The 18,026-nt window shown below is 61.5% G+C and carries 20 protein-coding genes and 1 pseudogene; 11 read left to right on the forward strand and 10 right to left on the reverse strand.

Features of this window, described 5'->3' with window-relative positions; all coding sequences use genetic code 11:
* Nucleotides 1–70 precede the first annotated feature (70 nt).
* Complete coding sequence (truB, locus tag IT775_RS03545) at nt 71–979, forward strand: tRNA pseudouridine(55) synthase TruB (RefSeq protein WP_212699701.1); 909 nt, start codon at nt 71–73, stop codon at nt 977–979.
* Between the two features lie 10 nt (nt 980–989).
* On the opposite strand, the gene IT775_RS03550 is transcribed toward truB, so the two are convergent.
* Together IT775_RS03550 and IT775_RS03555 are read right to left on the reverse strand one after the other, a co-directional pair.
* Nucleotides 990–1,625 (reverse strand): cation efflux transmembrane domain-containing protein, encoded by a 636-nt coding sequence (locus tag IT775_RS03550; protein ID WP_212699834.1) that lies wholly within the window; start codon nt 1,623–1,625, stop codon nt 990–992.
* On the reverse strand, nt 1,618–2,400 hold the full coding sequence (locus IT775_RS03555) for a transglutaminase-like domain-containing protein (RefSeq protein ID WP_373050265.1): 783 nt from the start codon (nt 2,398–2,400) through the stop codon (nt 1,618–1,620). The genes IT775_RS03550 and IT775_RS03555 overlap by 8 nt, the downstream gene beginning before the upstream one ends.
* A 71-nt stretch (nt 2,401–2,471) precedes the next feature.
* On the opposite strand from IT775_RS03555, the gene IT775_RS03560 reads away from it, so the two are divergent.
* Nucleotides 2,472–2,888, forward strand: coding sequence for a MerR family transcriptional regulator (locus tag IT775_RS03560; RefSeq protein WP_212699703.1), 417 nt, complete (start codon nt 2,472–2,474; stop codon nt 2,886–2,888).
* A 78-nt stretch (nt 2,889–2,966) separates the two neighbouring features.
* Here IT775_RS03560 and IT775_RS03565 read toward each other — a convergent pair whose 3' ends face one another.
* Nucleotides 2,967–3,815 (reverse strand): calcium-binding protein, encoded by an 849-nt coding sequence (locus IT775_RS03565; RefSeq protein WP_212699704.1) that lies wholly within the window; start codon nt 3,813–3,815, stop codon nt 2,967–2,969.
* A 380-nt stretch (nt 3,816–4,195) separates the two neighbouring features.
* Between IT775_RS03565 and IT775_RS03570 the strand changes: the two genes are divergently transcribed.
* The 5 genes and pseudogenes from IT775_RS03570 to IT775_RS03590 all read left to right on the forward strand — a co-directional run.
* Nucleotides 4,196–4,711 (forward strand): DUF1643 domain-containing protein, encoded by a 516-nt coding sequence (locus tag IT775_RS03570; RefSeq protein WP_212699705.1) that lies wholly within the window; start codon nt 4,196–4,198, stop codon nt 4,709–4,711.
* On the forward strand, nt 4,708–5,037 hold the full coding sequence (locus tag IT775_RS03575) for a DUF5665 domain-containing protein (protein WP_343231104.1): 330 nt from the start codon (nt 4,708–4,710) through the stop codon (nt 5,035–5,037). The genes IT775_RS03570 and IT775_RS03575 overlap by 4 nt, the downstream gene beginning before the upstream one ends.
* A 58-nt stretch (nt 5,038–5,095) precedes the next feature.
* Nucleotides 5,096–5,683 carry a hypothetical protein gene (locus tag IT775_RS03580; protein WP_212699706.1) on the forward strand — a complete coding sequence of 196 codons (588 nt, stop codon included), beginning with the start codon at nt 5,096–5,098 and terminating at the stop codon, nt 5,681–5,683.
* 140 nt (nt 5,684–5,823) lie between these two features.
* On the forward strand, nt 5,824–6,093 hold the full coding sequence (gene rpsO, locus IT775_RS03585) for a 30S ribosomal protein S15 (RefSeq protein WP_212699707.1): 270 nt from the start codon (nt 5,824–5,826) through the stop codon (nt 6,091–6,093).
* Nucleotides 6,094–6,274: 181 nt separating this feature from the next.
* Nucleotides 6,275–6,404: pseudogene (locus IT775_RS03590) on the forward strand (GTP-binding protein); the annotation flags it as partial.
* A gap of 97 nt (nt 6,405–6,501) precedes the next feature.
* Here IT775_RS03590 and IT775_RS03595 read toward each other — a convergent pair.
* Entirely contained in the window at nt 6,502–7,200 is a 699-nt protein-coding gene (locus tag IT775_RS03595) for an SDR family NAD(P)-dependent oxidoreductase (RefSeq protein WP_212699708.1), read from the reverse strand.
* Between the two features lie 241 nt (nt 7,201–7,441).
* On the opposite strand from IT775_RS03595, the gene pnp reads away from it, so the two are divergent.
* On the forward strand, nt 7,442–9,577 hold the full coding sequence (gene pnp, locus IT775_RS03600) for a polyribonucleotide nucleotidyltransferase (protein WP_212699709.1): 2,136 nt from the start codon (nt 7,442–7,444) through the stop codon (nt 9,575–9,577).
* A gap of 54 nt (nt 9,578–9,631) precedes the next feature.
* Here the strand turns inward: pnp and IT775_RS03605 are convergent, their stop codons facing one another.
* Both IT775_RS03605 and IT775_RS03610 read right to left on the reverse strand, forming a co-directional pair.
* Complete coding sequence (locus IT775_RS03605; protein WP_212699710.1) at nt 9,632–10,450, reverse strand: hypothetical protein; 819 nt, start codon at nt 10,448–10,450, stop codon at nt 9,632–9,634.
* A gap of 163 nt (nt 10,451–10,613) precedes the next feature.
* Entirely contained in the window at nt 10,614–11,267 is a 654-nt protein-coding gene (locus IT775_RS03610; protein ID WP_212699711.1) for a peroxiredoxin, read from the reverse strand.
* 266 nt (nt 11,268–11,533) lie between these two features.
* Between IT775_RS03610 and IT775_RS03615 the strand changes: the two genes are divergently transcribed.
* Entirely contained in the window at nt 11,534–12,988 is a 1,455-nt protein-coding gene (locus tag IT775_RS03615) for an aldehyde dehydrogenase family protein (RefSeq protein WP_212699712.1), read from the forward strand.
* Nucleotides 12,989–13,061: 73 nt separating this feature from the next.
* Nucleotides 13,062–14,096: a phosphotransferase gene (locus IT775_RS03620; RefSeq protein WP_212699713.1), complete on the forward strand. Its 1,035-nt coding sequence runs from the start codon at nt 13,062–13,064 to the stop codon at nt 14,094–14,096.
* 1 nt (nt 14,097) lies between these two features.
* On the opposite strand, the gene IT775_RS03625 is transcribed toward IT775_RS03620, so the two are convergent.
* Nucleotides 14,098–14,751 (reverse strand): RluA family pseudouridine synthase, encoded by a 654-nt coding sequence (locus IT775_RS03625; protein WP_212699714.1) that lies wholly within the window; start codon nt 14,749–14,751, stop codon nt 14,098–14,100.
* A gap of 100 nt (nt 14,752–14,851) precedes the next feature.
* Here IT775_RS03625 and IT775_RS03630 point away from each other — a divergent pair, with 100 nt between their 5' ends.
* Complete coding sequence (locus tag IT775_RS03630; RefSeq protein ID WP_212699715.1) at nt 14,852–15,262, forward strand: nuclear transport factor 2 family protein; 411 nt, start codon at nt 14,852–14,854, stop codon at nt 15,260–15,262.
* On the opposite strand, the gene rarD is transcribed toward IT775_RS03630, so the two are convergent.
* The 3 genes from rarD to IT775_RS03645 all read right to left on the reverse strand — a co-directional run bounded on the left by rarD (nt 15,263) and on the right by IT775_RS03645 (nt 17,985).
* The gene (gene rarD / locus IT775_RS03635) at nt 15,263–16,171 is read right to left on the reverse strand and encodes an EamA family transporter RarD (RefSeq protein ID WP_212699716.1); all 909 of its coding nucleotides are present in this window, start codon (nt 16,169–16,171) and stop codon (nt 15,263–15,265) included.
* A 69-nt stretch (nt 16,172–16,240) separates the two neighbouring features.
* The gene (locus tag IT775_RS03640; protein ID WP_212699717.1) at nt 16,241–16,612 is read right to left on the reverse strand and encodes a GFA family protein; all 372 of its coding nucleotides are present in this window, start codon (nt 16,610–16,612) and stop codon (nt 16,241–16,243) included.
* A 200-nt stretch (nt 16,613–16,812) separates the two neighbouring features.
* Nucleotides 16,813–17,985, reverse strand: coding sequence for a thiolase family protein (locus tag IT775_RS03645; RefSeq protein ID WP_212699718.1), 1,173 nt, complete (start codon nt 17,983–17,985; stop codon nt 16,813–16,815).
* Between the last annotated feature and the right edge of the window lie 41 nt (nt 17,986–18,026).

The following is an 18,026-nucleotide window of genomic DNA, read 5'->3' on the forward strand; positions in this document are numbered from 1 at the left end:
AGCTGACGTTTGACAGGTGGGCGGGGGTGCGCTAGGTCGCGCGCCTCACCTTAGCAAATCGGGGATCATCATGGCGCGCAGACGCAAGGGGCGGAACATTTCGGGCTGGCTGGTCGTGGACAAACCCGCAGGGATGACCTCGACCGCCGTGGTGAACAAGGTGCGTTGGGCACTGAACGCCAACAAGGCGGGCCATGCCGGCACGCTGGACCCGGAGGCGACCGGCGTTCTGGCGGTGGCCCTGGGCGAGGCGACCAAGACCGTGCCCTACATCACCGACGCGCTGAAGGCCTACCGCTTCACCGTGCGTCTGGGACAGGCCACCAACACCGACGATGCCGAGGGCGAGGTGATCGCGACCAGCGATACCCGCCCCACCGATGACGAAATCAAGGAGGCGCTGAACGGGTTCCTCGGCGACATCATGCAGGTGCCGCCGAAATTCTCGGCGGTGAAGATCGACGGCCAGCGCGCCTATAAGCTGGCGCGCGAGGACGAGGATTTCGAAATCGCCGCGCGCCCCTTGTGGGTCGAGGAACTGGTGATGACCGACCGGCCCGATGCCGACCACGTCGAACTGGAAATGACCTGCGGCAAGGGCGGTTATGTGCGTTCGATCGCCCGCGATCTGGGCGAAAAGCTGGGCTGCTATGGTCACGTCCTGAAACTGCGCCGGATCTGGTCGGGCCCGTTCGAAGCCGCAGACGGGATGAGCTGGGACCAGATCGAGGAACTGGCCCGCACGCCCGAGCTGGACGAATACATCCGCCCGCTTGAGGAAGGGCTGGCCGACCTGCCCGAAGTCAAGGCGACCGAGCAGGGCGCCGCGCGGATGCGCAACGGCAATCCCGGCATGGTGATCGCGTATGACATCGAATACGGCGAAGAATGCTGGGCGTCGTTCGACGGCCGCGCCGTGGCGGTGGGCGTGTTCAAGGCCGGCGAACTGCACCCGAACCGGGTTTTCGTGCAGGAATAAGGCGCGGCGCTCAGGTCGCGCTGTGGCTCTGCGCCGTCACTTCTCGCCGCTCTTCCAGCGCCTGCCGGACGATCTGGTAGGCCGAGGACAGGAACAGCGACGCCATGACCCCCGCCACGATCAGATCCGGCCAGCCGGTCGAGGTCCCCCAGACCGCAAGCGCGGCCAGCATGACGGCGACGTTGCCCAGGGCATCGTTGCGCGAACACAGCCAGACAGACCGCACATTCGCATCGCCGTCCTTGTAGCGCATCAGCAGCAGGACACTGGCAATGTTGGTCGCCAGCGCCATGAAACCGACACCGCCCATGATCTGCGCCTCGGGAACGCCCAGGTAAAAAACCCGGTAAATCGTCGACCTGAACACCCATATCCCCATCAGCAACAGGCTGATCCCCTTGGCCAGCGCCGCATTGGTGCGGGTGCGCACCGACGCGCCGATCACCGCAAGCGAAATGCCATAGGTCAGGGCATCGCCCAGGCAGTCGAGCGCATCCGCCTGCAAGGCCTGCGACCGGGCCATGTGCCCGGCGCCGATTTCGACGGCGAACATCGCCGCGTTCAACGCGATCACGATCCAGAGCCGCCTGCGATAATTGCGCGACAGCCCGTCGAATTTGGCGTTGTGATTGCAGCACTCAGCCATTGCCATGCCCTCCGACGGGGTTGCCTTGCGAGGCTGGCGGTTCCAGGTTTTCCGGGCCACCCGGGATTTCCGGCACCCGTCCCCGCCGCATGGCCGCCACGCGCCGGTTCATCAGCTTGCGGATCAAAAGGCGATAAAGCCCCCCGCGCAATCCGGTCAGCTGCCTGTGCTGCGCGAAAAAGTCGTCCGGTGCGTCGAAGACCCCGAAATCGCGGTTGATGCCGGTGCTCTGGATATAGGTGCTGGACCCGTTCCAATCGACCGCCGGGGCCTGAAGACAATTGGTCCCCGCGCCATAGCCGCACAGGCCGTTCCGGTCCGGAAAGCGCTTTTGCAGCGCCGCGAGCACGGCGTCGTCCAGAATGAATCCTTCCAGATCGATCCAGCGCCCGTCGCGCAGGACCTCGACCCATGAATGCAGGATGCTGCGGGGTGCGATCGGGTAAAACAATTCCGGAACGACCCCGCGCTGCAGGCGTTTGTCGATGGTGAAACCGTGAAACCGGCACGGTATGCCCAAAGCGCGCAGCAATGCCATCAGCAGCGTTGCCTTGGTGTTGCACTGCCCGATGCCGTCGGCGAGAACCTCAGACGCGCTGCGGGTATCGTCGGCATTGTACCCGAACGGAATTTCGTTCCTGACGAAATCGTAGGCCGCGCCGATCCGTGCGTCTTCGGATAGATCGCGCCAGCCGCGCCGATCGATGAGTTCCTGAATCGCAGGCGCTTGAAAATCAAGCATTGGGGTTGGGGAAAGTAGTGTTTCTTGGGACATGACGACTCGCATTTTTGTGTGTCCCGATTTATATAGAACCTCTAGCCACTAGAGGTTCAAGGGGAAATTTCGTGTATTCCATAGGGCAACTTTCGAAACGTACCGGCGTCAAGGTTCCTACCATCCGGTACTACGAACAGACCGGGCTTCTGGCAGCGGCTGACCGCACCGAAGGCAATCAACGACGCTACGATGCAGAAGGGTTGGAACGCCTGAGCTTCATCAGGCACGCACGAACGCTTGGGTTTTCCATTGAAGAGATTTCAGCGCTGATCGAACTGCAGAACCACCCCGACCGGTCCTGTCGCGAAGCAAACCAGATCGCCAACGAGCAACTCGCTGCCGTCCGCAACAAGATCAAGCAGCTCAAGGCTCTTGAGCGCGAGCTTGCCAGGATAACGAAAGGGTGCAGCGGCGAAGGCGAGACGCAGGATTGCTATGTACTGGCATCCCTGGCGGATCACCGGCTCTGCAAATCCGATCACTGAGGTGCACGGCAGATATGGCGTCCGCCGCTTGGGGAAGACGGCGCCGATGACCGCAAACCCTACCGGCAGCGCACCGTCTCAGGACTGTTCGCCGATCACGTCCTGCAGCGCGCGGGCGCAGAGGATGATATCGGCGGCCTCGCCTTCCTCTTCGGTCATCGGGTTGCCCTCGATGTCCTGCCATTCCACACCACCGCTGACATTGTCGTGGAAGGCAATGCTGAGGCCGGTCTGATCGCCGTTCAGCGTCACGACCTCTTCGCCGTCGATCTCGATCAGGGTGGTGTCGGTGTCTTCGTCATAGCTGCTCAGCAGCCCGTTGACGGCATCCTCGGTGGTGAAGTCTTGCGCGTAGTAGCCTTCATGCACCGGGAAATCGATTTCCAGCTGATCCTCGCCGGCGGTGAAATCAGTGATCTCGGCGGCTTCCGCGCCTTCGGGATAGGTGGCGCCGAAAGCGTGGAAGACATCGGCGCCATCTCCGCCGGTGGCCACCGTGCCCTGCCCCATCCACAGTTCGTCATTACCAGCACCGCCATCCAGAACATCGCCGGCATCGTCAACGCGGGTCAGGTCGCCCGGGTAGTGGTTCCAGTCTTCGCGGAAGGAATGGTCGTTACCGCTGAACAGCTGATCGTCGCCGGCGCCGCCTTCGATCGTGTCGGCACCGTCATCGCCGAAGATCGAATCGTCACCATCGGTGCCGGTCAGGTCGTCTGCCGCGTCTCCACCGGTCAGCCACGCGCCGACCAGGTCGAGCGTTTCTTCGCCTGGATCGGCCTCGGCCAGGGCAGCTTCGGGATCGGCCTGGATCATCTCGTCTTCCCGGCTGGCCTCGACCGGGCCATCCTCGCTGCTGTCACCGTCATCACCGACGATGGCAAAGGAACCGACCAACAGAGTACTAAGTATCAAAAGGAAAGACACGGAAGAACCTCAAGCATGTAACCGCTTCAACTTACGGAACCTTCTACCACTACTTACGGGTCACACTGAGTCATCTAGTTGACGACGAAAGACAAATTCCCAACAGCCCCAAGGTCCTGTGCGGTGATGTAAATTGCCGACCTCGGTCCTGTTTCCAGTCGTTTCGCGCAGGTTTTTCGGTTCTGGACACCTGCCCGGCCGACACATCACGGCGACCCGCACCGGCAAACGCCCCAACGAATCCACCCTATCCGGATTCGGCGGCACCATCCCGCAGGGCCTTCCGACCCGGCATTCGGCACCGGGAAATCGGTAACGTTGGTTAATTCCGCAGCGCACGGATGTTGCGCACCCGCCCCGAAACCGGGCAAACAGGGGCCATGATCATCCGCGAATTCCAAAAGGGCGACGCCCGGTCAACCGCCGTTTATTCGGAATGCGAACACTACCGCTACCAGCTGACCCGCACATGGGACCGGGCCGGGGAAAAGGCGCTATTCGTAATGCTGAACCCGTCCACCGCGACCGAGGTGCAGAACGATCCGACAGTGGAACGCTGCGAAAGGCGGGCGCGGGCGCTCGGCTTCGGGGCTTTCCGGGTGACCAACATCTTCGCCTGGCGCGACACCGATCCCAAGGCCCTGCGCAAGGCCAAGGCACCGGTCGGCCCGGACAACGACCGCATTCTCACGGAAAGCTGCGATTGGGCCGACAGGATCATCGCCGGATGGGGCAGCCACGGCGATCACTTGGGCCGGGGCGCCCAAGTGGCAAGGCTGCTGCGCGACACCGGCCGCCCGGTTTTCCATCTTGGCCTGACCAAAGCCGGACATCCGCGCCATCCGCTTTACATTGCCTATCGCCAGCAACCCGAACCATGGGATTTCCGACCGTGACCGAAAAAACCGAAACCCCCGAAACCGATGACACCAAGGAAGCGGTCGCCGCGATCCGGCACCTGACCCGCGAGGTCGAGAAACTGAACGGCCATCGTTTCATCGCGGTGCAGAATTCGGTGCCCCGGCTGATCCTGTTCCAGTTCACCCGCGGCCTGGCCTTCGGGCTGGGATCAGTGCTGGGCGCATCCCTGCTGGTGTCGGTCCTGACATGGTGGCTGTCGCAGTTCGAGTTCCTGCCGATCATCGGCGACTGGATGGCGCAACTGGCCGACGAATTCGAACGCGCCACCGGAAATGGCGGTATTAACCAAGGCAATCAATAGGCTTAGGCACAGCCCGGCCAACTGCGCTACCCTGACAGGGGGCGAAAGCGGGGTGCAGATGTTTATGCTCACGGGTGTGCTGGGCGCCATGATGGTCGGCGTGGCACTGGTCGGACTGGTATCCGGCCTCGACCTTTCCGACGAAAAATCCCTTCCTGAAACAGAGCCGGACGGCAGCGGCGGCGGCACCCCGCCGCAGGAATCGGTTGCGCAGTTTCCGCCATCCGTTGCTTCCGGGACCGAGGGGGATGAAATCTTGACAGGCGGTGCGGGCGAAAACCAATTCAACGGCTTTGGAGGCAACGACAGCGTGGTCGGTGGCGGCGATACCGCGATAGATGCCGGTAGCGGCGATGTCGTGTCGCTGGACGACGGGGCGGGTTCCGCTCTGACCGGCGACTGGATCATCGATCCGGTTGAACTGACCGACTTCGACGTCAACGAAGATACCCTGCTGCTGATCTATGACGATACGGCCGAGGACGAACCGGTGCTGGAACTGGTGCCGTCGCCGACCGATCCGGAAAGCATCGTGCTGACCATGAACGGCGACGCCGTTGCGACGCTGAACCATATCGACGAAACCAGCACCAACAGCATCGTTCTGCTGCCGCAATCGAGCCTGGCAGGCGGCAACGCGTCCTGACAGGTCCGTTTTGGCTTTCCTTTGCAGGGAATCTGCCCTATACGCCCGCATCTGCCCGGATTCGCCGGGCGACGATCATGGACCTTGCTGGACGACATCCCGGCTTGTGCCCTCAACCCTTTAGAACAAAGGAGATCCCGATGTCGATCACCGCTGAAGAAAAAGCACGCGTCATGAAGGAATTCGCAACCAAGGAAGGCGACACCGGTTCGCCCGAAGTCCAAGTTGCCATCCTGTCGTCGCGCATCGCGACCCTGACCGAGCACTTCAAGACCCACAAGAAAGACAACCACGGTCGCCGTGGCCTTCTGAAAATGGTCGCTCAGCGCCGCAAGCTGCTGGACTACCTGAAGGGCAAGGAAGAAGCGCGCTACCAGGACCTGATCAAGCGTCTGGGCCTGCGTCGCTAAGACCTGACGACAAAGCGATTTGTTTGACCGCGTCCCATCCGGGGCGCGGTTTTTCTTTTTGGCCTTCTTTTCAGTGCACTTTCCGGAAACCGACTTGCCGGCGGAGTTCGCTCAAGCCAGTCGAGGCATGTTAACGTAACTCTCATTAAAGCCCACCAATCAATGCCTTCCCGTTACGTGTTTGCCCAGTTTTCTAGGTACCGGAAACACATCATTTCCGAACCGCATCCTCAACAATCGCGACGGCAGGCGGGTGACGGGTGGCGACGATCGTGAATAACATGTCGGAAGCGATTATCGACGCCGACATCGCGGCATGGGCCGGGCGGCCCTATCCGTTCCCGCGCTGGCGCGAAACCGGGACCGCCACTTGACGCCAACGACAGAATGCACGCCGCCTGATCCGTGTCAGAGATAGGGCGACCGCTGCGGGCGCAAGGTCAGTTCGGTCACTGCGGTCGTGTTCGGCAGGTTGACCGCCGTCGCGATCATTTCGGAAATATCCTCCAGCTGGATCATCAGCGGCCGATCCTTGCCCGCATCGTTCACCGAGGGCGTGTTCACGAACCCGGGATGCACCATGGTGACGCGAACCCCGTCTTCGCGCACTTCCTCGAACAGGGCCTTGGCAAACCCCGCCTGCGCGTGGCGCAGGGCGCAATGGATCGAATGGTTCTTCCAGCCCAGCCACGATGTCGGACCGCAGATATAGACGAAGGCCCCTTCTGCGGCGCGAATGGCTGGCAGCACGTGCGCGGTCAGCCGGATCGTTGCGCGCAATACCTGGTCGATGGAACGGTCCCAGTCATCGAACCGGTCGGTTGATACCAGACCAAAGGTGAACTTGGCGGCGCAATGGATCATCGCGTCGAGCCGGCCGCTTGCCGACGCCCAGTCCGACAGTGCCGCCAGTTCGTCCATGTCGCCCATTTCGGCCCGAAAACTGTCGCCGGTGCCGCCCGCGGCCCGCACCATGTCCAGCGTTTCGTCCAGCGCGTCCTGTCGTCGGCCATGCGCCAGAACATGATGGCCGGCGCGGGCGAACCGGATTGCCGCGCCGCGGCCAATCCCGCTGGACGCCCCGGTGATCAATATCGTCTTCGTCATCGTCGCAACCTCCCTGCCGGTGGCAACAAGTTAGCATATTTGCGCGAAAGCCCTGCCTCGCCCCGGCAGATGACATCTTTCTTTCAAAATGCGCCAAACTGATGTATGGCCGCATCATCTGAGACGTTGCGCCCTGACCCCGGCGCTCGAAAGAAAGATAGTGGGGTCGGCGGCAATGGGGCCGCCATGACAACGGAAGACCCGGGATACGCCTGGGAGTGCTTCCAATTAGGATACGCAAATGTTTGACGTAACGACGAAATCTATGCAGTGGGGCGACGAAACCCTCACTCTGGAAACGGGCAAGGTTGCCCGTCAGGCGGATGGCTCGGTCATCGCCACCCTGGGCGAAACTTCGGTCATGGCCAACGTGACCTTCGCCAAGGAACCCAAGCCCGGTCAGGATTTCTTTCCGCTGACCGTGCATTACCAGGAAAAATACTATGCTGCCGGCAAGATCCCCGGCGGTTTCTTCAAGCGCGAAGCGCGCCCGACCGAAAAAGAAACGCTGACCGCGCGCCTGATCGACCGTCCGATCCGCCCGCTGTTCGTACCCGGCTTCAAGCATGAAGTTCTGGTCATGTGCACCGTGCTGAGCCACGATCTGGTCAACGACCCCGACGTCGTCGCGATGATCGCCGCCTCGGCCGCGCTGACCATTTCCGGCGCGCCGTTCCGCGGCCCGATCGCCGGTGCCCGCGTTGGCTTCGTGGATGGCGAATACGTCCTGAACCCGTCCGTCGACGACATGCAGGACCTGCGCAACAACCCCGAACAGCGTCTGGACCTAGTGGTTGCCGGGACCAAGGACGCGGTGATGATGGTTGAATCGGAAGCCTACGAACTGTCCGAAGCCGAAATGCTGGGCGCGGTGAACTTCGCGCACGAGCAGATTCAGCCGGTCATCGACCTGATCATTTCGCTGGCCGAAGAAGCCGCGAAGGAACCGTTCGACTTCACCCCGCCGGATTACTCTGATCTGTACGAGGTCGTGAAAGCCGCCGGCGCGGACAAGATGCACGCCGCCTATGCCATCACCGACAAGCAAGAGCGCGTTGCCGCTGTTGCCGCGGTGAAGGAAGAAATCAAGGCCGGCCTGAGCGAAGAACAGCTCGAAGACGCCAACCTCGGTTCGGCGCTCAAGAAGCTGGAATCCACCGTTCTGCGCGGTTCTGTCGTGAAAGAAGGCAAGCGGATCGATGGTCGCGCGCTGGATCAGGTTCGCCCGATCGTGGCCGAAACCGGCATGCTGCCGCGGACCCACGGGTCGGCCCTGTTCACCCGCGGCGAAACCCAAGGCCTGGTCGTGACCACCCTGGGCACCGGCGACGACGAACAGTTCATCGACGCGCTGCACGGCAACTTCAAATCCAACTTCCTGCTGCACTACAACTTCCCGCCCTATTCGGTCGGTGAAGTGGGACGCGTGGGTTCGCCGGGCCGCCGTGAAATCGGCCACGGCAAACTGGCATGGCGCGCGCTGCAGGCGGTTCTGCCGGCCTCCACCGATTTCCCCTACACCATCCGACTGGTGTCCGAGATCACCGAATCGAACGGGTCGTCGTCGATGGCATCGGTTTGTGGTGGATCGCTGTCGATGATGGACGCGGGCGTGCCGCTTAAATCCGCAGTGGCCGGCGTGGCCATGGGCCTGGTGCTGGAAGATGACGGTTCCTACGCCGTTCTGACCGACATCCTGGGTGACGAAGACCACTTGGGCGACATGGACTTCAAGGTGGCGGGTACCGAAAGCGGCATCACCTCGCTGCAGATGGACATCAAGGTCGCGGGCATCACCCCGGAAATCATGGAAAAAGCCCTGGCCCAGGCCAAGGAAGGCCGGATGCATATCCTGGGCGAGATGAACAAGGCGCTTTCGGGCACCGCGGAATTCTCGGTCCATGCGCCGCGCATCGAAACCATGCAGATCCCGACCGACAAGATCCGTGAAGTGATCGGTTCGGGCGGCAAGGTGATCCGTGAAATCGTCGAAGTGTCGGGCGCCAAGGTCGACATCAACGACGACGGCATCATCAAGATCGCGTCGCCCGACGGCGAATGCATCAAGAAGGCCTATGACATGATCCATTCGATCGTGGCAGAGCCGGAAGAAGGCATGATCTACAAGGGCAAGGTCGTGAAGATCGTCGACTTCGGCGCCTTCGTGAACTTCTTCGGCAAGCGCGACGGCCTGGTCCATGTCAGCCAGATCGAAAACCGCCGCCTGAACCATCCTTCGGACGTTCTGAAGGAAGGCCAGGAAGTCTACGTGAAGCTGCTGGGCTTCGACGACCGCGGCAAGGTGCGCCTGGCGATGAAGATGGTCGATCAGGAAACCGGCGAAGAAATCGCGAAAGAGGAAAAAGAAGAGGAGTGATCCTCGTCCTCTTTTCGGAAACATTCCAAAGCCCCGGTCATCTGACCGGGGCTTTCACATTTTCGAGACTGGTGGCTTCCTCTTCTCCCTTCCTACGGGATTAAAGACGTCAGCGTACATTTCCGGCGTCACCCAGAAACCTTCCAGAAACTGTTCCGGATCGGCCTTCTGCCTCAGCTCATCGCTAATTCCCATCAAGCCTGCGACGTCGTCAAATTCCCACCCGATCAGGAATCCGGGCGCTGTAATTACGCTGGTCTTTTCTCGGGGGAGAGAGACACAAGGCTTCTCTGTAGCGAAGTCGGAAGCAGGGACCGTAGAAGACACGTTCATCCACTCGCTCCAAAGCGTGACCTCTTCGATCCCAAGCACCTCCAGAAACCTCCCCAGCATCGGCTCCATGATTGCGGGCAACTGGTCCTCTTCCGGTCGGTACACGCCATGCTTTTGGCAATAGGCATCAAGTAGGAAGGAAATATTCGGATCACGGTCTTCCCGCTCAACCGCCACCGTCCAGAGCCAAACCGTGCGCGCGAAATTCATGAAATCCTTTGCTCCGATCTCCTTTTGAATATCTGACCAACGAACAGGCTCCCCATGCGCTTTGATGAAGTCGTCGAAATTATCGGGCGCTTCGTTGCCGCGTCTCGGAGGATCTGATTGCGGATGCTCAATAAGCTGTTCGTTGGTCAGATCGAGATGAACAACCCCATAAGCAGCGGTTTCGGGCGTGTACCCGGGCACCCGGAAAAACGGGTTCAGCGCAACAAACGCGTGGTCGAAACAATCAGCCCAATATTCCAGTATCGGCGTATCGATTGGCGGCAGCCGCAAATGGCGCGGGACATTGTCTAATGAGAAAGTCGTCGTCATTGGACGACCATGTAGATTTCGGTCTGAAATCTCAATATGCGCGAACCAAGTATCTGGAACTCAATCAAAGGCTATCTCAGGCCGAACGACAGTCCCAGCCCAGCCGCAAAGAAAAACCCCCGCAGAAACTGCGGGGGTTCCGATGCCTTCAGATCGCTTGCGATCAGCCTTCGTATTTGGTGGTGCGCAGGTAGGGCAGTTTGACGTCGATTTCGCCGAACTTTTCCTTGGCTTCTTCGTCGGTCAGCGACAGCGCCACGATCACGTCCTGACCCACGGTCCAGTTCGCCGGGGTCGCGATCGGGGTGTTGTAGGTTGCCTGCAGACCGTCCAGCGCGCGCAGAACCTCGGCGAAATTGCGGCCTACGGACATCGGGTAGGTCATGGTCAACTGCACCTTCTTGTCCGGCGAAATGATGAAAACCGAACGAACCGACGCGCTGTCGGCAGCGGTGCGGCCGTCGGGCAGGTAAGCTTCGGCTGGCAGCATGTCGAACAGTTTGGACACGTCCAGAGTTTCATCGGCGATGATCGGGAAACCGGCGGGTGCGCCGGCGTAGCTTTCGATATCGTTTTTCCACTGCACGTGTTCGTCGACCCCGTCGACGCTCAGGCCGATCACCTTGGTGTTGCGCTTGGCCCACTCGTCGGCCAGCTGCGCCACGGCACCGAATTCCGTGGTGCAGACCGGAGTGAAATCCTTAGGGTGCGAAAACAGGATGGCCCAGCTGTCACCAATCCAGTCGTGGAACGAAATCGTGCCCTGATCGGTTTCAGCGGTAAAATTGGGGACGATATCGTTGATACGCAAACCCATGGTCTTATCCTTTCTTATGAAGAAATATGTTTCACAAATAGATACGCCCAAGGCCCCGATTTTCCAGCCCCCTTTTTACCCAAATTCAACCTCGGACAGAGAGTCGCAGGGTTTGACAAACACAAAAATTTGATCAAATTTAGCCGGACGGCAGAACCCTGCTTGAAGCTTTCCAAAACCCCTGTCAGAGTGCGCGGGAATCTGCGGTTCATATTCCGCTTGTCGGAATTCGCGACCGGAAATTAATCTTCTCACGGGAGAGAGTGATGATCGAAAAACGGCAATTCTACATTAACGGCGCATGGGTCGATCCGATCGCAGCAACCGACTGTAACGTCATCGATCCCTCGACCGAAGAACCCTGCGCGGTCATTTCGCTGGGTTCCCAGGCCGATGTCGATAAGGCGGTTGCCGCTGCCAAGGCCGCCTTCCCGGCCTGGATGGCCAAGCCGGTGGAAGACCGCATCGCGCTGGTCGAGAAGCTGCTTGAAATCTACAAGCGTCGCGGCGCCGAAATGGGCGAAGCGATGTCGATGGAGATGGGCGCGCCGATCGACATGGCGAACACCCAGCAGGTCGGCGCCGGCACCTGGCACATCTCGAATTTCCTGAAGGCAGCGAAGAATTTCGATTTCATCCGTCCGCTTGGCGATCACGCCCCGGACGACCGGATCATCTATGAACCGATCGGTGTGTGCGCGCTGATCACCCCGTGGAACTGGCCGATGAACCAAGTAACGCTGAAAGTGATCGCGGCCGCCATCGCCGGCTGCACCATGGTTCTGAAACCGTCGGAAGAAAGCCCGCTCGACGCGATGCTGTTCGCCGAATTCATGGACGAAGCCGGTTTCCCCAAGGGCGTGTTCAACCTCATCAATGGCGACGGCATTGGCGCCGGCACCGCGCTGACCGGACATAAGGATGTGGACATGGTCAGCTTCACCGGTTCGACCCGCGCCGGCATCGCGATTTCCAAGAATGCCGCCGACACCGTCAAGCGCGTGCATCTGGAACTGGGCGGCAAGGGCGCCAACATCATTTTCGCCGATGCCGATGACAAGGCGGTCAAGCGCGGCGTGCTGCACATGATGAACAACACCGGCCAGAGCTGTAACGCCCCCAGCCGGATGCTGGTCCAGAAAGGCGCCTACGATATGGCGGTGGAAACCGCCGCCGAGGTCGCCAACAAGGTCACCGTCGGCAGCGCGCACGACTCCGGCCGCCATATCGGCCCGGTGGTGAACGAAGCGCAGTGGAACAAGATCCAGGGCCTGATCCAGAAGGGCATCGACGAAGGCGCCCGCTTGGTCGCCGGTGGCCTGGGCCGCCCCGAGGGGCTGAACAAGGGCTTCTATGTCCGTCCTACGGTGTTTGCCGACGTGAACAACGACATGACCATCGCGCGCGAAGAAATCTTCGGCCCGGTCCTGTCGATCATCCCCTTCGACAGCGAAGAGGAAGCGATCGAGATCGCCAACGACACCGATTACGGCCTGACCAACTACATCCAGACCCAAGATGGTCCGAAGGCCAATCGCGTGGCGCGACAGCTGCGTTCTGGCATGGTTGAAATCAACGGTCAGAGCCGCGGCGCGGGTGCGCCCTTCGGCGGCATGAAGCATTCGGGCAACGGTCGCGAAGGCGGCGTCTGGGGCATTGAGGACTTCCTGGAAGTCAAATCGGTCGCAGGCTGGACTGCCGAGGCCGAAGCGGCGGAATAAGCCCTTCGTCATTGCCGAAACAAGACATCCGGGGCTATGACGGTCCCGGATGTTTTCCTTTTGTGAGGGCTCGATGGCCGGTACCAAAGCAAAATCGCAAGCCGACTTCGTGCCCGAAACGGTGCTGAAGCGCGACATCTTTTCGGAAACGATTTCGGGGCACCTGGCTTCGGATCCGTCGACCAAGGTGGTTCTGCGCAAGCTCGACGGGGTTCCGTGGTATGCGCGGCCCTTGTCGCAATGGCTGGCCCGCAAGGAAGCACGCGGCCTCAGGGCGGTGCAGGGCATCGAAGGGGTTCCGGTGCTCCTGGCCGCCGACAAGGCGGGCATTCTGAGAATCTGGTCACAGGGCACACCCATCCACCTGGCCAAACCGTCGGACCCGGCATGGTACCATGACGCCAAGAGGCTGCTGCGCGAGATGAAGCGGCGCGGCGTCTGTCACAATGACATCGCAAAGCCGCAGAACTGGCTGATGACACCCGACGGCCGCGCCGCTGTGATCGATTTCCAGCTGGCCAGCGTGCACCGTCGCCGTGGCAAGCTGTTCCGCATCGCCGCGCGCGAAGATCTGCGGCACATGCTGAAGCAAAAACGCAGCTTCGCCCGCGCATTACTGACCCCCGCGGAAAAGAAGATGCTTGCGCGCAAATCGCTGCCGTCACGGATCTGGATGGCCACCGGCAAGAAGCTCTATAACTTCGTCACCCGGCGGCTGATGAACTGGTCCGACAGCGAAGGGTCGGAAAACCGGATCGAACAGGACGGCCCCGCCATCCGCGCGGCGCTGCTGAAAACCGGGGCGCGCGACGTGGCCTTCGCCACCTATGCCCTGCCCGCCGGCGGTGTCGGGCTTTATGCCTTCGTCGAAGGCGATCTGTCGGGCGACGACCTGCCGCAAGCCGATCCGAAACCGAACCTCATGCAGATGGTGGCAGAACTGCCGCGCGACCCGGGCGGCGCGGTCCGGTCGGATTTGCTGGAACTGATCGCCACCAACCGGCTGGACGAACTGGAACAGCTGCTTGCTCACGCGCCGGATTTGGACGCGGTGGTGAAGCCCATCGTCTCGGGACGGCTCAACCTGACCGACCGCAGCATGCGCTGATTCAGAACGGGACCTTGGCCCGGAATGCCATGCCCTTGCCGCTTTCTGGGTGCTTGATGCGCAATTCCTCGGAATGCAGCATCAGGCGCGGAAAATCCTGCGCCTCCCCTTCGGCATAAAGCGGATCGCCGAGGATCGGGTGGCCAAGCGCCAGCATGTGCACCCGCAACTGGTGACTGCGCCCTGTCCGCGGCATCAGCCGCACCCGGGTTTCGTTGTCGCCATAGCGCAGCACCCGCCAATCGGTGACCGCCGGCTTGCCGTTCTCGTGATCCACCATCTGGCGCGGCCGGTTGGGCCAGTCGACGATCAGCGGCAGGTCGACGGTACCGGTTTTCGGCTCCAGCCGGCCCCAAACCCGCGCGACATAGGTTTTCTTCGTGCCGCGCTTTTCGAACTGCATCGACAGGTTGCGTTGTGCATGGGGGGTCAGCGCGAACACCATCACGCCCGAGGTATCCCTGTCCAGCCGGTGCACCAGCAACGCCTGCGGGAACACCGCCTGCACCCGGGCAATCAGGCAATCGGCCAAGTGTTCGCCGCGACCGGGCACCGACAGCAGGCCGCTGGGTTTGTTCACCACGACGATTTCGTGATCCTCGTGCAGGATGTCCAGCGGATCGGACGGCGGATTGTATTCTGTGCTCCAGGCCATGACGCCGAGATACGCGTCGCCGCGCACAGGCGCAACCCGACGTCATGCTTGCCTGCGCGAACACCGGCTTGCACCCTTTCGTCAAAAGGGAGGACCCGCAATGCATCCGACAATCGAACGCATGACCGAAATCGTCGCTTCGGGCGATGACAGCAAGATCGTGGAAATTCTGGCCGAAGACGTGAGATTTTTGCCGCCCACCTATTGGAAAACATGGCACGGCCGCGCGCCTGTTGCGGCCGTTCTGGGCCATGTCGGGCAGGTATTTTCGGATTTCCGCTATCGCCGGATCATGGGTGAGGGCAAGGATTGGGCACTGGAATTCCAGTGCCGAATCGGCGACCGCGACGCGGTGGGCGTCGACTTGATCACGCTCGACGATGCCGGGCTGATCGCGGAATTCGAAGTCGTCATGCGGCCGCACAGTTCGGTCGGCGCCCTGCGCGAGGAAATGAACAAGCGGGTGATGACCGATACCCGCTTCCTCGAATTCAGGGACGCGATGCGCTGATCACAGTTTCGAGTGGCGCAGCTGTCGCCACATCGACACCGAATAGATCACCAGCGCGATCCAGATCATCGGGAACGCGATCATCCGGGCATGGTCGAACGGTTCGCCGAAGACCAGAACGGCATTCAGGAAGATCAGCGTCGGCGCGATATATTGCAGCACGCCGATAGTCGACAACCTGAGCAGCTTCGCGCCGTTAGCATAGGTCATCAGCGGCACCGCGGTCACCACCCCGGCCCCCATCAGCAGGGCCATGTCGGACCCGGAAGCGGTGAAATGCCCCTGCCCGGTCATGACAAGATACATGACATAGCCCAAGGCCAGCGGCAGCAGGATCAGAACCTCGAGCAGAAAACCCTGGTTGGGTCCCACCGGTAGCGATTTCTTGAAGAAGGCATAGAAGCCCCAGGTCACGGTCAATCCCACCGCCGCCCAGGGCAGGGTTCCGGCATCGACCCACAGCACCACGACCGCCAGCGCGGCCAGCGCGATCGCCACCCCCTGCGCCTTGGTCGGCCGCTCACCCAGCAGAAGCGCGCCGAGCGCCACGCTGAACAGCGGGTTGATGTAATAACCAAGCGCCGCATCGATCGCCCGGTCGGCCGCGATCGACCAGACATAGATGCCCCAGTTGATCGACACGAGGATCGCCGTCACGCAGGCCATCATCAGGGTGCGCGGCGTGCGCAGCGCCTCGATCAGATCATTGGTCCGGCGCAGCACGATCAGCACCACCGCCGCGATCGGCACCGACCAAATCACCCGGTGCGCCACCACTTCGGTCGGAGGGATATGCGCCAGCATCTTCATGTAAAGCGGCATGAAGCCCCACATCAGATAGGCCGCCATGGCAAAGGCAATGCCTTGTGGCGTATCGACGTTTTCAGGTTTTACGGAAGTGCTGGACATCATGAAATTCCTTGTTGCCCCACGGCTTTATCCCAGAAGTGCGACGGGTGAAAGACCGCGAAAACCCGGTCAGGGTTTCTGCACGACACCATCGGCTAGGCCATAATAGTCGCCCTTGTCCGCGACAAAGATATGCTGCGCGATCTTCACTCCCGTCGGTCCGTCGATCGCGCCCAGGGCAAAGCTGACATGGTGATCGCCGGTGCCGTGCCAGAACAGGAACGCCCCGCAGTCCGGGCAGATACCGCGCCGCGCCGCATCGGTAAGCGAAAGCCAGTGAACGGGCCCCTCGATCTGCAACTGATCCTCGGGCACATCGGCAGAGGCCCATGCGATCCCGGCCATTTTCCGGCACTGGCCGCAATGGCAGGCGGTCGCGCCGCGCGGCTGCCCGGTGACCTTGAAATGTACCTTGCCGCAGGCGCAGCTTCCTTTCAGCATGCCCAACCTTTCTGAGTTCGCCCTTTGTTCCAATGCAACGCTGGCGTGAACCGACAGGCCCGGCAAGGGGCCGCGCCGCCCGGGGCTAACGCACAGTCCTTTGTACACATATGAGGCTTCTGTAGCCCGTTTCGCTACAGATCGCCCAAGCGCCCGAAAACCGGCCGCCCGCCCCTAGCCGGGACGGGGGGCCGTATGGCTCAGACCCGTTCGATGGCGATCGCCGTGCCTTCGCCGCCACCGATGCAGATCGCCGCCACGCCGCGTTTCAGCCCGCGCTTTTCCAGCGCGTTCAGCAGCGTCACGATGATCCGGGCGCCGGAAGCGCCGATCGGGTGACCCAGGGCGCAGGCGCCGCCATTCACGTTCATGATGTCGCGGTGAATGCCCATTTCGCGCATGAAGGCCATCGGCACCACCGCGAAGGCTTCGTTCACTTCCCACAGGTCGACATCCTCGACGCTCCAACCCAACCGGTCCAGTAGCTTGCGGGCGGCCGGCACCGGAGCGGTGGGGAATTTCGACGGCGCATGGGCATGGCTGGCATGACCGAGGATCCGCGCCCGGACATTCAATCCCTGCACTTCGGCCGCTTCTTCGGAGGCCAGCACCAGTGCCGCGGCCCCGTCCGAAATCGACGATGAATTCGCCGCCGTCACGGTGCCGTCCTTGCGGAAGGCGGGTTTCAAGAGCGGGATCTTTTCAGGCCGCGCCTTGGCCGGTTGTTCATCGGTGGAAATGACATGTTCGCCGCTTCGGTGATGCAGGGTAATCGGGGCGATTTCGCCCTCGAAAGCGCCACTGCGTTCGGCGTCCAGCGCGTTGGACAGAGAGGCCAGCGCATACTGATCCTGTTGCTCGCGGGTGAACTGGAATTCCTCGGCGCAATCCTCGGCAAAGGTGCCCATCAGGCGCCCCTTGTCATAGGCATCTTCCAGCCCATCGAGGAACATGTGGTCCTTGACCTCCTGATGTCCGATCCGGGCGCCGCCGCGCATCTTGGGCAGCAGGTAGGGCGCGTTCGACATGCTTTCCATGCCGCCGGCGATCATCGTACCTGCATGGCCAAGCGCGATCTGGTCGAACGCCATCATCGCCGCCTTCATCCCCGATCCGCACATCTTGTTCAGCGTGGTGGCGGGCACCTCTTCGCCCAGCCCCCCGGCGAACCCGGCCTGCCGCGCCGGCGCCTGGCCCTGGCCCGCGGGCAGGACGCAGCCCATCAGCACCTCGTCCACCGTCGCGGTGCCGGCATCGGCCAATGCGGCGCGGATCGCGGCGCCACCCAGAACCGAGGCCTCGACCCCGTCAAATACCCCTTGGAACCCACCCATTGGGGTTCTCGACGCTCCTGCGATGACGACCGGTTTCATGACAATTCCTCCTATGCTGCACAGTGCATACCGAATGGTAA

Origin of the sequence: Thalassovita aquimarina (assembly GCF_018219815.1) — a bacterium.
Lineage (GTDB): Bacteria > Pseudomonadota > Alphaproteobacteria > Rhodobacterales > Rhodobacteraceae > Thalassobius > Thalassobius aquimarinus.

What these genes read in the sequence shown, in the direction of transcription:
- truB (WP_212699701.1), top strand. Translation starts at nt 71, where the DNA reads ATGGCGCGCAGACGCAAGGGGCGGAACATTTCGGGCTGGCTGGTCGTG.
- IT775_RS03550 (WP_212699834.1), bottom strand. Translation starts at nt 1,625, where the DNA reads ATGGCTGAGTGCTGCAATCACAACGCCAAATTCGACGGGCTGTCGCGC.
- IT775_RS03555 (WP_373050265.1), bottom strand. Translation starts at nt 2,400, where the DNA reads ATGTCCCAAGAAACACTACTTTCCCCAACCCCAATGCTTGATTTTCAA.
- IT775_RS03570 (WP_212699705.1), top strand. Translation starts at nt 4,196, where the DNA reads ATGATCATCCGCGAATTCCAAAAGGGCGACGCCCGGTCAACCGCCGTT.
- IT775_RS03580 (WP_212699706.1), top strand. Translation starts at nt 5,096, where the DNA reads ATGTTTATGCTCACGGGTGTGCTGGGCGCCATGATGGTCGGCGTGGCA.
- rpsO (WP_212699707.1), top strand. Translation starts at nt 5,824, where the DNA reads ATGTCGATCACCGCTGAAGAAAAAGCACGCGTCATGAAGGAATTCGCA.
- IT775_RS03595 (WP_212699708.1), bottom strand. Translation starts at nt 7,200, where the DNA reads ATGACGAAGACGATATTGATCACCGGGGCGTCCAGCGGGATTGGCCGC.
- pnp (WP_212699709.1), top strand. Translation starts at nt 7,442, where the DNA reads ATGTTTGACGTAACGACGAAATCTATGCAGTGGGGCGACGAAACCCTC.
- IT775_RS03605 (WP_212699710.1), bottom strand. Translation starts at nt 10,450, where the DNA reads ATGACGACGACTTTCTCATTAGACAATGTCCCGCGCCATTTGCGGCTG.
- IT775_RS03610 (WP_212699711.1), bottom strand. Translation starts at nt 11,267, where the DNA reads ATGGGTTTGCGTATCAACGATATCGTCCCCAATTTTACCGCTGAAACC.
- IT775_RS03615 (WP_212699712.1), top strand. Translation starts at nt 11,534, where the DNA reads ATGATCGAAAAACGGCAATTCTACATTAACGGCGCATGGGTCGATCCG.
- IT775_RS03620 (WP_212699713.1), top strand. Translation starts at nt 13,062, where the DNA reads ATGGCCGGTACCAAAGCAAAATCGCAAGCCGACTTCGTGCCCGAAACG.
- IT775_RS03625 (WP_212699714.1), bottom strand. Translation starts at nt 14,751, where the DNA reads ATGGCCTGGAGCACAGAATACAATCCGCCGTCCGATCCGCTGGACATC.
- IT775_RS03630 (WP_212699715.1), top strand. Translation starts at nt 14,852, where the DNA reads ATGCATCCGACAATCGAACGCATGACCGAAATCGTCGCTTCGGGCGAT.
- rarD (WP_212699716.1), bottom strand. Translation starts at nt 16,171, where the DNA reads ATGTCCAGCACTTCCGTAAAACCTGAAAACGTCGATACGCCACAAGGC.
- IT775_RS03640 (WP_212699717.1), bottom strand. Translation starts at nt 16,612, where the DNA reads ATGCTGAAAGGAAGCTGCGCCTGCGGCAAGGTACATTTCAAGGTCACC.
- IT775_RS03645 (WP_212699718.1), bottom strand. Translation starts at nt 17,985, where the DNA reads ATGAAACCGGTCGTCATCGCAGGAGCGTCGAGAACCCCAATGGGTGGG.